Raw genomic sequence first — 16,183 nt, 5'->3', positions numbered from 1 at the left:
GGTTTACCTCAAGATTCCGAAGAAGGCTGAGCAACAGAAGGATTTGAATGTTTCATGCTGAGTAACGCTTGTTGATGACGCTCTTCGCTGAATTTTCCTTCCCATTTAGAAATTACTAACGGTGCTAGCGTGTTACCCAAGACATTTAGAGCTGTATTTGGCATATCCATCAATCGATAAACCCCTGCAATAAATGCAATACCTTCGAGTGGAATCCCTGCACTTGATAAAGTCGCAGATAAAATCACAAACATAAAACCTGGTACGCCTGCTGCGCCTTTAGATGTAATGACCATCGTTACCACCAGCATGATTTGATCTGCAAGTGTTAAATGAATGCCATAAATCTGGGCAATAAATAGCGTTCCTAAACCAAGGAAGAGTGATGCACCATCGAGATTAAACGAATAGCCTGTTGGAACTACAAAACTTGAAATGCCGCGATCAGAACCAAAGCGTTCAGTTTTTTGGATCACCTGCGGTAATACCGTTGTAGAGCTAGCGCTTGAAAATGCCAGTACCAGTTCAGCTTTCATAAAACGAATAAGCTGAAAAATATTTAGACCAATAAAACGAGCAATTAAACCAAAGACAATGATGACGAATAAAATCGCAGTCACATACGTCGTACCAATCAATTTAAGCAGTGGCAACATGGATTCCATGCCAAAGTTAGTCACCGTCACTGCGATCATGCCAAAGATACCAATTGGAGAATACGCCATGATCATATGGGTAACTTTAAACATGGCTTCTGAAACAGACGAGAAGAAAGAAACCACAATGTCTTTTTTCTCATGGGGTAAAGACGCGACGCCTAAACCAAACATCACTGCGAAGAAAATTACAGGAAGCAAGCTGCCTTTTGCCATTGCATCGACAATATTATCTGGAATGATGTTTAAGATAATATGGCCTAAACCATGATTAGTTTCGGTGGTTGGCAGGGTATTCACATGCGCTGCAACCATAGAAGAAAGGTCAGCACCCGCACCCGGTTTCACTACATTTCCGACAACTAGACCAATAATAATGGCTGTTGTGGTCACACACAGGAAATAAAAAATTGTTTTAGCACCAATGCGTCCCATGGATTTGCCATCGGAATGCCCAGCGATGCCAACGACCAGACAAGAAAAAACAATAGGGATTACAATCATTTTCATCAATTTAATGAAAATGTCTCCCATTGGTTGAAAGACTTGTTCGATTAACCATTTATTATCGGAAGGATGAGTATTGAGGTAAAAACCCACTAAAATACCCAGTACCAAACCGATCATGATTTGCCAGACTAATGAAATTCTAGGCTTCTTGTTCATAAATCACCCCAAAAGGAGTAGGGGTGAGAGCATAAAATATTGCGCTGTCATCCGTGACGGCCAGTTCATAAGTTGGTCGGCTCGATTAGTTTGACATCGGGGTTATGCTCTCAACATCGTTAATAATAAAGAATACAATTAAGCGAGTTTTTCAACTGCATTCTTGATCCGTTGACATCCTTCTTCGATCACTTCGATTGAGCTTGCAAAAGAAAGACGAATAAATGGGGACATGCCATAAGCTTGACCACTGACCGTGGCAACACCGCCTTCACGCAATAAATACTCAACGACATCAGCATCGGACTGGATCACTTGCCCTTGAGGTGTTGTTTTACCGATCAGACCTGCAACATTGGCGAAGACATAAAAAGCGCCTTGTGGTGGCTCAAAGTCAAAACCAGAAACCTGCTGTAATCGTTCAACTACACGCTGACGACGTGTTTTATAAATTTCAAGCATGTCATAAATGGGCTGTTGATCTCCCACAAATGCAGCAACTGCGGCTGCCTGACTGACAGAGCTAGGGCAAGTCGTAGTTTGTGAGATCAGTTTCGTCATGGCTTTGATTAACCATTCTGGCCCAGCCGCATAACCAATGCGCCAGCCTGTCATGGCATAACCTTTTGAAGCGCCATTAATAATCAAAATACGATCTTTTAAATCAGGTGCAATTTGAGCAAGCGAAATATGCTGATGATCGTCATAAACGAAAAATTCATAAATTTCATCTAGCATAATGAGGACATGAGGATGCTGTCTAAGCAGTTCTGCTAAAGCCTCAAGTTCCTGTTTTGAATAAACAGCACCTGTTGGGTTGTTTGGATAATTCAACACCACCCAACGGGTTTTTTCGGTGATTGCTGGTGCAAGATCTTCGGCTGTAAGCTTGAAACCATTGTCCTGACGACCTTGAATCACGACAGGCGTTGCGTCATTTAATGTTGCCAAATCTGGATAGGAAACCCAGTAAGGCGCATGAATAACCACTTCATCCTGTACATCTAGCGTTGCTGCAAAAGCATGAAAAATAAGCGGCTTACCACCACTTCCACACACGATTTCATTGATACCATAATCAAGTTGATTATCGCGTTTGAGTTTTTGGCTGATTGCCTGACGTACCGCTACAGTGCCTGCCGCATTGGTATAGTGGGTTTCACCTTTACGCATGGCTTCAATCGCTGCCTGCATAATATGCTCGGGCGTATCAAAATCAGGCTCACCAATGGTGAAGTTGACAATGTCTTTACCTTCTGCACGTAGTTTGTTCACAAGATCATTTGCAGCAATACTTGGTGATGGTTTGATCATCTGTAAACGCTGAGAAATAAAATTCATGGCATTCATTAGAGGTATCCTTTTTCACGAAGTAAATCCATGTACCACGACTGATTTTCGGCTCCAGAAGCAATCATTTCTTTCACTTTGTTTTCCTTGTCCGCATGTTTAGCTGCTAAAGCAAGCAACTCATCTTTATGGGCATAAGGAAAAGACACCACACCATCTTCATCGCCTACAATAATGTCACCTGGATTGACAATTTGACCACCAACGATGACGGGGACATTAATTTCGCCTGGACCTGTTTTGAATGGACCACGATGCGTTATTGATCGGGCATAGCATGGCGTATCTTCAAAACTAGCAACATCACGAATTGCACCATCAATAATGAAGCCTACACAACCGCGACGAAGGCAGTCTAATTTGATTAGCTCGCCAATAATGGCGTTATTTTCATCACCTTGAGCGTCAATCACCAAAACATGACCGTCTTGTAACATGGTCATGGCTTTGTACACCAAAAGATTATCACCGCCACGAACTTTCACGGTCAGAGCAGTTCCAATAAGCTTTCCTGTTTTATTAAAGCGTTGCAAACCGTGAATACCGACATTGCGGTTCATGTTATCGCTAAGATGAGGAGTAACCACGTCTGAAAATTGTTGACGTTCTTGTTGAGTGAGTGGGGTCGCTGCTGGGTGAATAATACTGCCGGGTAATGACATCATCGTATCCTCTAATTCTCAAAATCCATTGAAGGTGATTTGACCTCTTGAGTTGATACTAGCAATGCTTAAACAATATTTTTAGCGATATTTATGTATGCAATTAAATTACTTTTTTTCATATTTATTTATTTTAGAAAAATATTATCGATATATTTAATTGATTTTTATATTTTTATTTTTTTTGAATGATATTTGATGATTTGCCATATTTTATAAATAGCTTTATGTTAGGAAATAGTTTGAGGAAATAAATATGATCACTTTTAAGCAAATGGAAGCGTTGACGTGGATATGTAAGCTTGGCAGTTTTGAAGCTGCGGCAGATAAATTACATATGTCACAATCTGCGATTTCAAAACGCATTCATGAACTTGAAAGTTCGTTTGATATAGAAATTTTTGACCGAAGTAATCGTAATGCCAAACTCACGGAACAGGGAAGGGAGCTATTAATTTACTGTCAGGAAATTCTTGAACGCCGTGATGTTATGCTTGAAAAAGTGAGTGATAAAAAAGTGCTGATTAGTCGCTTACGCTTAGGTGTAACGGAACTAACCGCAATGACATGGCTCCCTGATTTTATTGAAAAAATTCGACAAATTTATCCAAAAGTACATATAGAACCTACGGTTGAGGTCAGTCGGGTTTTATTTGAGCAAATTATTAATGATCAGCTTGATATTATTATTGCGCCCGATATGTATGATGATGTTCGATTAAAATCACTTCCATTGAAAAGTGTTGAAAATGTCTGGATGTGTTCACCCAAACTTATCGCAAAAAATAAAAATATTGATTTTGAACAAGCCAGCCGTGAAAAATTTTCTTTTTTTGTACAGGGCGCAACGTCGGGTACGGGTTTAATTTATGAACGCTATTTTTTATCGCAGAAAATTACTTTAAATAAAAATATCATCTGTAATAGTTTAATGGCGCAATTAGGATTGACGATTTCTGGAATGGGGATTACCTATTTGCCGTTAAAACCATTAGAAAATTTAATTAATCAGGATAAATTAAGAGTATTAAACTTTAATCCAAGATTACCTATGATCAAATATAGTGCAATCTATCGTTCTGATCGTGATTCTGGAATTGTTCCTGAAATTGCAGAAATTGCCCAAAGAACCAGTAATTTTGAAAAGTTTTTAATTGGATAAGCTTTATTTTCATTGGATAACAGATGTAACATTTTCGACCAATGCTGTTAAATCTTGTGTTATTCACTATGCCTTTAGCTGAGTTTATTTCATGATGGTTTCAGAAAAATAGCTTGAGGTTTCCTTATGAAACAGCAGACAGATAAGACATCAGTTTTTTTAAAGATCTCATTGGTTGTATGTAGCATTGTTGCTGGAATGACTCATGCCAGCTCAGATCAGGCTTGGAAGCAGCATGATCAGGCAATCACAACTGCATGTATCAAAGCCAGTACTTTAAAAAATGCCAAAGCAGTGAGCGACATTATGTTGTTTGATGATCGTGTTGGTTATTCCGCGTTGGTGTTACAAGGCAATTATCCTCAAACGCACATGAAAAATAAAAAGGGACGTGAACTTTGTCTGTATCAAAGACAACAGAAAAAGGCAGTTATAACATCAGCCGATAGCCTTTTAAATGTGAAAAAATAAAACCGAATGATGGTGAATTCGGTTTTATTTAATCAGATATCCATATTTGATTTATAGTTTTAAATCATTATTTTACATCGGTATTGTTTGAGTCATTTAAAAGCTGACTATGCGTTTTAGGTTTAACCAATGGTGATGTTGGCCGTGGTTGATGTTCAGTATTTGAAAACTGGAAACCGATCCCTGCTTCTACATCATCTGCCGCAATTTCTGTTTCGAAACGTTCTTTATCCAACTCGCGGATTTCTTTGGTAATATTTCGGATTTCCTCTGCATCGACACCCAAAGCATCTAATGTCGCTCCACCAAATAATAGTGCAGACTCAAAAGTTTCACGAATCTGATAATCTACATCGTGTTTAACCAAAGACAAGGAGTGTTCACGGTCATAAGACCGTACTAAAAGTTTGGCCAATGGAAATTCATGTTTAACCAATTCTACAATTTTATTGGTCATGTTTTTATCATCCACACAGACCATAATTGCCTGTGCATGAGCGGCTCCTGAGGCATGTAAAATGTCCAGACGTGTCCCATCACCATAATAAATTTTAAAACCAAATTTGGTGGCATTTTGAATCATATTAATGTCAGTATCGATGAGCGTCACATCAACACCACGCGCCAATAAAAGCTGGCTGGCAACTTGTCCAAAGCGTCCAAACCCAATGAGTAATACACGTCCGTGTAAATCGTTGGCTATTTCGACATCGTCGAGTGAGACTGTTTTATTGGATTTAATTAAGCGCTTCACCACGATTCCGAGTAATGGAGTCAAAATCATGGATAAAACGACAATTGCGGTCAGGTTGGATTTAATTGTTTCATCAATCACTTGCGCGCTTGCTGCTGCCGTAAAAAGTACAAATGCAAATTCACCGCCTTGCGCCATAATCACTGCACGATCTAAGGCTACAGCATGTGGACTCTTGGTGAACCGAGCGACGACATAGATCAAAATTGCTTTAGTTAGCATTAATGCAATAACACTACTGACAATGAGTTGCCAATTATTTTGTACCACGGATAAATTTAGCGACATGCCTACGCTAAGGAAAAATAAACCTAATAAAATGCCACGGAACGGCTCAATATCGGCTTCAATCTGATGACGAAAGGTTGATTGAGAAAGTAAAACTCCAGCAAGGAATGCCCCCATTGCCATAGATAAACCACTAATTTGCATTAAATGTGCGGCACCAAGTACCACCAGTAAGGCAGCAGCGGTCATCACCTCACGTGCTTTCGCCGCAGCAAGTATCTTAAACAGTGGATTGAGTAGCCAACAGCCTGCTGCAATCAATCCTGCAATGGCTGCTAATGCGATTCCAATATCTTTAAGGTGATCTGGAGTACTTTCTACCACTTGATAGGGAGACATAAATGCTACGATGGCAAGCAAAGGCACAATGAGTAGATCTTCAAACAGTAAAATAGCAACAATTTTTTGACCATTGGGCTGACTTAAATCCCCACGATCTCCTAATATTTGCATGACAATAGCAGTTGAAGTTAGTACGAAACCTGCTGCTCCAATAAAAGCGATTTGCCAAGGGAATCCATAAAGTAGTCCAATGCTCGTCAACCCGATAGTACAAAAAGTGATTTGTAATGTACCCAAACCAAAAATATCTCGTCGCATATTCCATAAATGTGAGGGCTGCATCTCCATTCCAATAATAAAGAGATACATCACAATGCCAAGTTCGGCGATATGCAAAATAGAGGCAGGATCATGAATAAATGCAAAACCAAAAGGACCAATAATTAAACCTGCAACCAGATAGCCAAGGACTGAGCCTAATCCCAATTTTTTAAATATTGGAACGGCAATTACTGCCGCAGCAAGTAAAATAACTGGACTAAGTAATCCAAGAGAATGTGCTTCTGCTGCCATGAAAATGTGTCCAAAGAACTAAAATGGTGTTAAAAAAGAGATCATAGTTGTTTATATGTCAGATAGATCATAGCAATGTTTTACTATTTTATAGAGAAAACTTGAGTTTTTAACTCAAGTTTTTCTGAAAATTTGCTTAAATTTATTGAAAAATCAGTGAAAATAATAAAAAGACTTTGGAAGATTTGAAAATTGAAATCATTAAAAATCATAAAAAGTTCAAAATGTTGTACTAACACGGCTTGATCTAATCATCTTACTTGATTCATTTATCATCATAAAAATTAGAGGTTGATGGCGGTATTGCTTGATTGCATTACCAGTTAGATCGATCTGTAATAATAAAATGTATTTTAACCTGATATGTGTTGGATAAAGGGAAATTTGATCAATATGAAAGTGATTTTATGCTTGATTTAAAGCAAATAGTGATGATCGAAAATAAAAATATTTGTTGTCTGTAAAGATAAATATACACGACATTTTATGACGTTTAACAGAAAAAATGATGTAAAACAAAAAACGGAGGTATGTTAATTTAGTTAATAACATCAAAGCAATACGATTATAAAAATGGAACAACTTTCACCATCAGACTTAAAAGCGATATTACATTCTAAGCGAGCCAATCTTTATTATCTTGAACATTGCCGAGTCATGCAAAAAGATGGTCGCGTTTTATATTTAACTGAGGCCAAAAACGAAAACCAATACTGGAATATTCCGATTGCCAATACCACAGTAATTTTATTGGGGACAGGCACATCGATTACGCAAGCAGCCATGCGTATGCTAGCCAGTGCAGGGGTATTGGTTGGATTTACAGGCGGTGGTGGGACGCCACTGTTTATGGGATCAGAAATTGAATGGATGATGCCGCAAAATGAATATCGACCAACGGAATATATGCAAGGTTGGATGAGTTTCTGGTTTGACGATGATAAACGGTTGGACGTCGCAAAGCAGTTCCAATTTGCTCGCATCGAATTTATTCGTAAAATTTGGTCAAAAGATAAAGACCTAAAAGATGAGGGCTTTTATCTGGATGATGCAGATATTCAACAAGCTTTAATTGGTTTTGAAAAGAAAATTCCACAGCAAACCAAAGTCGGTGATTTGTTGCTTGCTGAAGCACAGATGACCAAGCAACTTTATAAAATCGCAGCGACGCGTTGCAAACTCAGTTTTGAGCGCAATCCTGAGCAGGGCGATTTAGCCAATGACTTTTTGAATCATGGCAATTATTTGGCTTATGGACTAGCAGCAACCACACTTTGGGTGTTAGGTATTTCACATAGTTTTGCAGTCATGCATGGCAAAACCCGCCGTGGAGCTTTGGTGTTTGATGTGGCTGATTTAATTAAGGATGCTGTGGTTTTACCATGGGCATTTATTTGTGCAAAAGAGGGGATGTCTGAGCAAGAGTTCCGTCAACAGCTGTTGCAGAAATTTACAGATTACCGTTGTCTGGATTGGATGTTTGATCAGGTGAAATTACAGGCTTGTAAAAGTTTTGTAGGCGAGGACGGCACATTATGATTGTGACATTTATCTCCCAATGCGAAAAGAAAGCAATCCCTCGAACTCGTCGTGTGTTAGATGCATTTGCTGATCGTATTGGGGATAACACATGGCAGACTGTCATTACCGAAGATGGATTATTGGCAGTTAAGCGTTTACTTAAAAAGACAGTGACGAAGAATATCGCTGTTTCGTGTCATTGGATACGCGGGCGGCGTAGAAGTGAGTTGATGTGGATTGTGGGTAATCGGAATAAGTTTAATAGCGAAGGTATTGTGCCTGTAAATACCACACAGAAAAAATTAGATCAAAATAAATGGGAAAATGATTGGCATTATTTGCCGTTAATTAAAGCGTTAGTCGCGGTTTCTGCTTTATTGCATGATTGGGGCAAAGCCACGGTTCTATTTCAAGAAAAACTACAGTACAAAAGTAAAAATGCAAAGAAGGGGGATCCATTACGACATGAGTGGATTTCTTGTTTATTACTCAATGCCTTGGTGCAATCATCAGGAAATAATCAGTCTGATGAAGCATGGTTAAATTTACTCATGCAACACAGTTGGGATGAACAAACGCTCAAAAATACGCTGTTACAGAATACAGATCAATCGAAAGTACTTGATCAGCTCCCACCATTGGCGCAATTGGTAGCATGGTTGATCGTGTCGCATCATCGGTTGCCTAATATTCGGGATGATAAAGAACTAAAGTCATATATAGATGAACCTGCCAAAAATTTAACAGATTTATTTGATTTCATTGAGGTGAATTGGGGCTATCAAAATAAACAGGATGAAACAGAGTATAAGCAGCGTTTAAAGTTATGCTTCGAATTTGAACAAGGACTATTAAGTCAATCGGTTGAATGGACAAAACAATTAAAAAAATGGGCGGGACGTTTAGTCCAAGAGTTAAGCTCCTTTGAGCAAATTTTTAACGATGGCAGTTGGCGAGTCGTTTTACATCATGCTCGACTCTGCTTAATGTTAGGCGATCATTATTATTCATCTTGTAATGCCGACCAATCTTGGAAAACTAGTTTATCGCTCATAGCGAATACCGATCCAAAAACGAAACAGGGCAAACAAAAGCTTGATGAGCATTTGGTGCGTGTCAGTGATAATGCTATGCGAGTTGCGCAGTCTTTAAGTCGTTTGGCTGATGAAATGGAGCCTGCCTATGATTTGAAAAAGCTAAAAAAGAAAAGCCCAGAAGGTTTTGAATGGCAAGATCAAGCGGTTAAAGGCATTCAGCAATTTATCCAGAAAAATGAAATTGCAGCCGATCAAGGCTGGTTTATTGTCAATATGGCCAGTACAGGTAAAGGCAAAACCATTGCCAATGCCAAAATTATGCAGGCTCTTTCGAAAGATGCGCAATCATTACGCTATATTTTGGCACTAGGGTTAAGAACTTTAACTTTACAAACGGGTGATTCTTATCAACATGATATTGGTTTAGCTAAAGATGAGTTGGCAATTTTAATTGGTTCAAAAGCAGTGCAGGAATTACATCAACAAAAAAATAAATCGAGTCATGAATATGAAGAAGCAGATATTGAGGAATTAGGTTCGGAGTCTTTAGAAGAATTATTAGGCAATGAACTGATTTATGAAAATATGCCACAAGCTGATTTTATGGCTGCATTATTCCCTCAAAATCAAGCCGAGCGCAATAAAGCTTTTTTATATAAACCTGTTTTAGTGTGCACGATTGATCATATTATCTCGGCAACTGAAACTAAACGAGGTGGAAAATATATTTTACCGAGCTTGCGATTATCATCATCCGATTTAGTGATTGATGAAGTGGATGATTTTAATGGACAAGATTTAATTGCGATTGCCCGACTGGTGCATTTGGCAGGTATACTTGGACGTAAAGTCATGATTTCATCGGCGACCATCCCACCTGCTTTAGCAGAAGGTTTTTTTAACGCGTACCAACAAGGATGGCAATTGTACTGTGCATTTAAAAAAATAAAAAATACAGATATGCAGTGTATGTGGGTCGACGAGTTTAAAACGCAAATTCAATCAATTGAGTTACTTGAGCCAAAAAATAGTATTCAAAATTATCAAACGGCACATGCTCAATTTGTGAAAATCCGTGCAGATGCCTTAAATCAGCAAATCATTAAGCACAAAGCTTACATTATTGAGTGTAAGGATTTGGTGGCTGAAAAAGAACAACCACGCTTAGGGGAAAGTATTCAACAGCAATATTTCGAACGAATTAAAATTGAAGCTGAAAAGCTGCATCAAGCACATCATAGTATCGATGCTAAAACTGGGAAAAAAGTTTCTTTTGGCGTGATACGTGTTGCCAATATTTCGCCTTGTGTTGCACTAACCCGATATTTACTCAATGCTGAATGGTCAGCAAATGTTGCGCCACGAGTAATGGCTTACCATAGTCGGCAAGTGCTGTTATTGCGTAGTAAACAAGAGCAGCATTTAGATGAAACGCTAAAACGTAAAGAAAAACAGGGCGAACAACCTAAGGCATTTTTAGAAACAGGCAATGATGGGGTTGTTCGTCAACATTTAGATACGACAAATGGTGATGATGTAATTTTTATTCTCGTTGCGACACCAGTTGAAGAAGTCGGACGAGACCATGATTTTGATTGGGCGATTATCGAGCCGTCATCTTATCGTTCAATAATTCAGTTAGCAGGGCGTGTTTTACGGCATCGTAAATTAGAACAAGATATTCAGCAGCCGAATATTGCACTGATGCAATATAATTTAAAAGGTCTTCGTGGAGCGAAAGTTGCTTTTGAAAAACCAGGGTCTGAGGTTGATTCTGCTAAAGCGAATTTTATTTTGGAAACAAAAGATTTATCTAAATTGATTGATATTGAAAATTTAGTTCGAGTTAATGCCATTCCAAGAATTCGAGCCAATGAGCCTTTGCAGGCAATTAAAAAATTGGCAGATCTTGAGCATGCGGTCATGATTGATGCGCTTACATCATATCAAAAACAAGGTGCTAAACCCTTGAATGCATGGTTGACGCAAAACTGGTTTTTAACAGCATTGCCACAACAATTTACGCCATTTCGACAGAGTACCGCCAACATTCAACTTTTTGCTGTGTTGAAAAATGGCAAGCTTACATTTTGTGAACGAGATGATTTTGGTGAGTATATTGATCGTAGTGGTCTCTACAAAATTAAGCCCTATGAGTTAAATGCCATTGAACAACAACGGTTATGGTTAAATCGTGATTATCACGACATTTTAAGTCGTAAGGCACTTGATAAATTAAATGAGAATGAGGATATTAATGAAAAGATTGAAAAATTATCAAGGCGTTATGGGGAAGTTATGTTGCCCAAGTACGATGAAGATAAGCAGTTAAATTATTCAGAACAATTCGGACTAATCATTTTATAGTAATAACAATATAGGGGGAAAGTATGACTGAGAGTATTCATACTTTTTTAAACGAGCGTAAAGAATTGTGGTTAAAAGATCGTTTAAAAAAGGCAGAAACAGAAACTGTAATTGCAGAATTAAATCAGCAGGCAGATGATAAATTTAGCTTGAATGAATGGTTGCCTGATGCGGCAAAGCGTGTTTCTCAGCTTTCAATGGTAAGTCATCCAAGTAAATTCAGTCATCCAAGTGCCAAAACATCAAGTGTAATTACAACATCGAATAAGATGAGGGATGGTTATCTGCGTAGTGGTAATGTTGATTATAGTTTGGATGTTTTTGGTAATGCGGCTGCAATGGATGTTTTTAAATTTTTATCTTTACCTTTGACGGATCAATCAACAGTGTTAGATGGCTTTGAGCAGCAAAATGAAGATTTAAAAAAACTTTTAGTTCAAAATAAGCTTGATTTTGAACAATTGAGTTTTGAGTTTTTAAAAATAAAAACAACGGATTCTTCTGTGAAAACAGATCATTTGGTGAAACAGGTGTATTTTCCAATAGCAGAGGGTGAATACCATTTATTGTCGCTGTTAACGCCATCAGGATTAATTACGAAGTTAAAACAAACCATTGATCAAATTCGTTTTTCGGAAGAAACTAAACAAGCCAAAGAAAATCGTAAGAAAAATGAATTAGATGGGATTGGTTATTCTGATATTTATGAGTTAACAGTTACAGCCTATGGCGGAACTCAACCACAAAATGTGAGTGTCTTAAATAGTCAAAATGCAGGGCGAGCTTATTTACTTTCAAGCTGTCCACCTGTAATTGAAAAAAGAGCGATTCGGTTACCAAAAACGGACTTCTTCGCCCAATGTTTATATCGAAAAAATTATCAGGAGAGTTTTGTTCAATTGCATAAATTTATGCAAGTAGATCTTAATAATATTGATATTCGTACAGCGATTCGAAATATTATTCAATTTGTCATTGATCAAGTTCTCTTACAGGCTCTAAAAACACGAGAATATGCCGAAAGTGGATGGTCAAATCAGGACTATTATGTTGGATTGCCCAAATTACAACGCATTTGGTTGGATCAAATTTATAAAGAAGAACGTGAAGAAAATGCAGAATGGCGAGATGAGCTGAGTCGAGAAATTGCACGGTGGATTATTCGTAGCTATGAAAAAGTGATTAGCGATGCTTATATATTGGGAACTGGTGAGTTATTAAATGTAAAACAGCGTGTTGAGAAATCGTTACAACAGATCAAGGAGTTTTTTTAATGCGCCGCTTTATTTTAATTCCGCATCTTAAAATCCATAATGCCAACGCCATGAGTAGCCCATATAGTATTGGTTTTCCTGCAATGACGGCATGGCTAGGGGCAATGCATGCCTTACAGCGTAAATTAAATGCCAAAGGGCATGATATTGAATTGACGCGACTTGCTGTGAGTTGTCATGACTTCAACTTGCAAACACATAAAGGACAAAATGATTTTGTTCATTCCATTATTGGTACAGCAAACCCACTAGATAAGGATGGTAGCCGACCTGCATTTATTGAAGAAGCACGTTGTCATTTAGAGGTTTCTCTTTTAATTGAAGTAGAAAATCTTGGGAAAAAACAAAGAGGGGGGCTTTTAACTATTCTGCCTGAAATTTTAAATAGTATGAAGTTTGCGGGTGGGGATGTTTTGGCTGTGTACGATCAGCAAATTTTAGATTTTGATGAAGACGGTCAAAAAGATCAAGAGCTCAAGCCAATTTTAAATAAACTTATGCTTGGTCATGTATTGATCGAGCGTCGTGATTTAGTCATTCAAAGTATGCAAGAAGGGCAAGATGCTTTGGAGGCAATTTGGGATTATTTAAAGGTCACACATAGTTCTCAAATAGATGATGATGGAAAAATCACGTGGTCAAGCAGCCGAAAAGAAAAGGGGTGGCTTGTACCCATTGCGGTGGGTTTTCAGGGAATTTCTGAATTAGGTATTGCTAAAAATCAACGTGATTCCGATACACCGCACCGTTTTGCGGAAGCTGTTTTGACGCTTGGGGAGTTTGTTATGCCTTATCGTATTGAAAGTATCGATCAACTACTATGGCAATATCATGTTGATTTAGAAAATAATCTTTATCTTTGCCAAAACTTAACAACAAACTAATTTAATCGTTAAAAGGAAAAATCATGGCTAAAAATGACAAAGTAGTTGCAAGTGTACTTGCATTTGAAAAAAAATTGGTTCCATCTGACGGTTATTTATATGGAACAAATTGGGATAAACGAAATGAACAAAGCGCTTTAAAACTGATTGAAAAATCTGTGCGTGGTACGATCTCAAACCGTTTAAAACCTGCGGTTGCAGGTGATCCATTAAAGCTGAATGCAGAAGTTGAAAAGGCTAATTTACAAAAAGTTGATGCTTGTGCTTTAGGCGAAAATCAGGATACTTTAAAAGTTGGATTTACCTTAAAAGTATTGGGTGGGGTTGAAAACCCATCTTCTTGTAATAATGAAATTTTCTTAAAATCATATAATGACGTTGCTAAAAATTATATTACTACGTATGGCTTTAGTGAGCTTGCAAAACGTTATGCACTCAATATCGCCAATGCACGTTTTTTATGGCGTAACCGCGTTGGCGCTGAAAAAGTAGAAGTGGTTGTGACTGTGAATGATCAAGCAGCAGTGACATTTAATGCTTTAAATTACCCATTGCATAATTTTGATGCTAAAGATGAAAATATACAAAATCTAGCTCATCAAATTGCAAGTGCTTTAAAAGGAGAAATTCCCTATTTACTGATTAAAGTTGAAGCTTATGCTCTGGTGGGTAAAGGTCAAGAAGTCTATCCAAGTGAAGAACTTGTATTAGATAAAGGTAAAGGTGAAAAAAGTAAAATTCTTTACCATGTAAATGATGTTGCAGCAATGCATTCACAAAAGTTAGGTAATGCTTTGCGTACTATAGATACTTGGTATCCAGAATTTGATGAGAAAAAAACAGCAATTGCGATTGAGCCATATGGTGCTGTGACTAACCTTGGCAAAGCCTATCGTACCCCGAAAGATAAAAAAGACTTTTTTACTTTATTTGATAAATATGCTTTGGGTGAATCACTTGAAAATCCTGAACAAGAGCATTATGTCATGGCAGTTTTAGTACGGGGTGGTGTCTTTGGTCAAAGTAGCAAGGATTAACTATGCTCTATTATTTAGAAATTACTTTATTAGAGCAGGAGGAAATACCTCTGCATTTAATTTGGTCAAAAGTTTATACCCAATTACACATTGCCTTTGCTGAACAAGCCGATGAAGAGGGAAAGATTAGTTACGGCGTATCTTTTCCTAAATATCGCTTAATTCAGCAGAAAAAATTGGGCTATTTAGGCGATAAAATTCGTATTTTTGCGGATTCAGTCGAAGCATTGGAGCAACTGAATCTAACTCATTGGTTAGCAAGGCTGCAAGATTATGTACATGTATTATCTGCTCGTAAAGTTCCTGCGGATAAGATTAACGGCTATGCTACTTATTTTAAAGTTAATCCAAAATTGACAGTTGAGCAGCGTGTTGTTCATCAGGCAGAACGCCGTGGAATCTCAATTGAAGAAGCACAGGAACACTTTAAAGCATTGGATCTGACGGAGACTTTTGAACCTTATATCAATATGAAAAGCCAAACCAATGATATGAACTTCCGTTTGATTATTGGAAAAAAATGTATTGATGAAGCAAATATTGGAAAATTTGGAAGCTATGGATTAAGCCGTACATCCACAGTACCAGAGTTTTAACCCAATATTTTTTACACTCTTTAACAACTTAATAAAATCAATAAGTTGTAACTTTGCTTTAAAACTTTGGGTATTTCATACTTTTTAGGGATAAAGCACTGTTATAACTTTATTTTTTGCTTTATTCTTACTGTTCATGGCGGCATACGCCATTTAGAAAGAAAAATCATGTCTGGTGATCGACCATTCAACGTTCATGGCGGCATACGCCATTTAGAAATGTTTGGTGTAGTAGGCAATAAAGGCAGCACCGTTCATGGCGGCATACGCCATTTAGAAATTGAGCCAAGGCTTCAAAAGATAGCTTTAAGTGTTCATGGCGGCATACGCCATTTAGAAAATCATGGCAATATAGAAATTATAGGTAAAACAGTTCATGGCGGCATACGCCATTTAGAAATTGTGTTTTGGGGTCGTTGGCTGTCAGACATAGTTCATGGCGGCATACGCCATTTAGAAAATCCTCCCAACAATAAACATCATCAAGTGACTGTTCATGGCGGTATACGCCATTTAGAAAAAAACCTTTAACGCAAACTCCTGAAGAAGTACGTTCATGGCGGTATACGCTATTTAGAAAGATCCATCGCATCAAGAGCAGCC

At 37.9% G+C, this 16,183-nt stretch carries 12 protein-coding genes and 1 CRISPR repeat array (1 of these 13 cut by a window edge); of the genes, 8 read left to right on the top strand and 4 right to left on the bottom strand.

Annotated elements, in window-relative coordinates:
* Positions 1 to 8 precede the first annotated feature (8 nt).
* The 3 genes from A7A69_RS05705 to A7A69_RS05695 all read right to left on the bottom strand — a co-directional run bounded on the left by A7A69_RS05705 (position 9) and on the right by A7A69_RS05695 (position 3,334).
* Positions 9 to 1,322, bottom strand: coding sequence for a cation:dicarboxylate symporter family transporter (locus A7A69_RS05705; RefSeq protein ID WP_241675217.1), 1,314 nt, complete (start codon positions 1,320 to 1,322; stop codon positions 9 to 11).
* Between the two features lie 138 nt (positions 1,323 to 1,460).
* Positions 1,461 to 2,672, bottom strand: coding sequence for a pyridoxal phosphate-dependent aminotransferase (locus A7A69_RS05700; RefSeq protein WP_152876556.1), 1,212 nt, complete (start codon positions 2,670 to 2,672; stop codon positions 1,461 to 1,463).
* The gene (locus A7A69_RS05695) at positions 2,672 to 3,334 is read right to left on the bottom strand and encodes an RraA family protein (protein ID WP_120369414.1); all 663 of its coding nucleotides are present in this window, start codon (positions 3,332 to 3,334) and stop codon (positions 2,672 to 2,674) included. Before A7A69_RS05695 ends, A7A69_RS05700 begins: the two co-directional genes overlap by 1 nt.
* 256 nt (positions 3,335 to 3,590) lie before the next feature.
* On the opposite strand from A7A69_RS05695, the gene A7A69_RS05690 reads away from it, so the two are divergent.
* Positions 3,591 to 4,496: a LysR family transcriptional regulator gene (locus A7A69_RS05690; protein ID WP_120369415.1), complete on the top strand. Its 906-nt coding sequence runs from the start codon at positions 3,591 to 3,593 to the stop codon at positions 4,494 to 4,496.
* A 126-nt stretch (positions 4,497 to 4,622) separates the two neighbouring features.
* Positions 4,623 to 4,967, top strand: a complete 345-nt coding sequence (locus A7A69_RS05685) for a hypothetical protein (protein WP_152876555.1) — start codon at positions 4,623 to 4,625, stop codon at positions 4,965 to 4,967.
* 67 nt (positions 4,968 to 5,034) lie between these two features.
* On the opposite strand, the gene A7A69_RS05680 is transcribed toward A7A69_RS05685, so the two are convergent.
* Complete coding sequence (locus A7A69_RS05680) at positions 5,035 to 6,864, bottom strand: monovalent cation:proton antiporter-2 (CPA2) family protein (RefSeq protein WP_152876554.1); 1,830 nt, start codon at positions 6,862 to 6,864, stop codon at positions 5,035 to 5,037.
* Between the two features lie 573 nt (positions 6,865 to 7,437).
* On the opposite strand from A7A69_RS05680, the gene cas1f reads away from it, so the two are divergent.
* Genes cas1f through cas6f form a run of 6 tightly spaced genes read left to right on the top strand, consistent with a single transcriptional unit; the run spans position 7,438 to position 15,580 of the window.
* Positions 7,438 to 8,403: a type I-F CRISPR-associated endonuclease Cas1f gene (gene cas1f / locus A7A69_RS05675; protein WP_152876553.1), complete on the top strand. Its 966-nt coding sequence runs from the start codon at positions 7,438 to 7,440 to the stop codon at positions 8,401 to 8,403.
* Positions 8,400 to 11,789: a type I-F CRISPR-associated helicase Cas3f gene (gene cas3f / locus A7A69_RS05670; protein WP_152876552.1), complete on the top strand. Its 3,390-nt coding sequence runs from the start codon at positions 8,400 to 8,402 to the stop codon at positions 11,787 to 11,789. The genes cas1f and cas3f overlap by 4 nt, the downstream gene beginning before the upstream one ends.
* Positions 11,790 to 11,812: 23 nt before the next feature.
* Positions 11,813 to 13,063: a type I-F CRISPR-associated protein Csy1 gene (gene csy1 / locus A7A69_RS05665; protein WP_152876551.1), complete on the top strand. Its 1,251-nt coding sequence runs from the start codon at positions 11,813 to 11,815 to the stop codon at positions 13,061 to 13,063.
* Positions 13,063 to 13,947, top strand: a complete 885-nt coding sequence (gene csy2, locus A7A69_RS05660) for a type I-F CRISPR-associated protein Csy2 (protein WP_152876550.1) — start codon at positions 13,063 to 13,065, stop codon at positions 13,945 to 13,947. The genes csy1 and csy2 overlap by 1 nt, the downstream gene beginning before the upstream one ends.
* 23 nt (positions 13,948 to 13,970) lie before the next feature.
* The gene (gene csy3, locus A7A69_RS05655; protein WP_152876549.1) at positions 13,971 to 14,984 is read left to right on the top strand and encodes a type I-F CRISPR-associated protein Csy3; all 1,014 of its coding nucleotides are present in this window, start codon (positions 13,971 to 13,973) and stop codon (positions 14,982 to 14,984) included.
* Positions 14,985 to 14,986: 2 nt separating this feature from the next.
* Complete coding sequence (gene cas6f / locus A7A69_RS05650; RefSeq protein ID WP_152876548.1) at positions 14,987 to 15,580, top strand: type I-F CRISPR-associated endoribonuclease Cas6/Csy4; 594 nt, start codon at positions 14,987 to 14,989, stop codon at positions 15,578 to 15,580.
* Positions 15,581 to 15,712: 132 nt separating this feature from the next.
* Positions 15,713 to 16,183: a CRISPR direct-repeat array (repeat unit 28 nt; unit sequence GTTCATGGCGGCATACGCCATTTAGAAA); it runs 37 nt beyond the window's last position.

Source organism: Acinetobacter guerrae (assembly GCF_009372255.1).
GTDB lineage: Bacteria > Pseudomonadota > Gammaproteobacteria > Pseudomonadales > Moraxellaceae > Acinetobacter > Acinetobacter guerrae.
Note: the sequence above shows the minus strand (reverse complement) of the source record. Positions and strands in the feature narration are given on the sequence as shown.

Coding starts and splice junctions, on each gene's coding strand:
- A7A69_RS05705 (WP_241675217.1), bottom strand. CDS start 1,322: ATGAACAAGAAGCCTAGAATTTCATTAGTCTGGCAAATCATGATCGGT.
- A7A69_RS05700 (WP_152876556.1), bottom strand. CDS start 2,672: ATGAATGCCATGAATTTTATTTCTCAGCGTTTACAGATGATCAAACCA.
- A7A69_RS05695 (WP_120369414.1), bottom strand. CDS start 3,334: ATGTCATTACCCGGCAGTATTATTCACCCAGCAGCGACCCCACTCACT.
- A7A69_RS05690 (WP_120369415.1), top strand. CDS start 3,591: ATGATCACTTTTAAGCAAATGGAAGCGTTGACGTGGATATGTAAGCTT.
- A7A69_RS05685 (WP_152876555.1), top strand. CDS start 4,623: ATGAAACAGCAGACAGATAAGACATCAGTTTTTTTAAAGATCTCATTG.
- A7A69_RS05680 (WP_152876554.1), bottom strand. CDS start 6,864: ATGGCAGCAGAAGCACATTCTCTTGGATTACTTAGTCCAGTTATTTTA.
- cas1f (WP_152876553.1), top strand. CDS start 7,438: ATGGAACAACTTTCACCATCAGACTTAAAAGCGATATTACATTCTAAG.
- cas3f (WP_152876552.1), top strand. CDS start 8,400: ATGATTGTGACATTTATCTCCCAATGCGAAAAGAAAGCAATCCCTCGA.
- csy1 (WP_152876551.1), top strand. CDS start 11,813: ATGACTGAGAGTATTCATACTTTTTTAAACGAGCGTAAAGAATTGTGG.
- csy2 (WP_152876550.1), top strand. CDS start 13,063: ATGCGCCGCTTTATTTTAATTCCGCATCTTAAAATCCATAATGCCAAC.
- csy3 (WP_152876549.1), top strand. CDS start 13,971: ATGGCTAAAAATGACAAAGTAGTTGCAAGTGTACTTGCATTTGAAAAA.
- cas6f (WP_152876548.1), top strand. CDS start 14,987: ATGCTCTATTATTTAGAAATTACTTTATTAGAGCAGGAGGAAATACCT.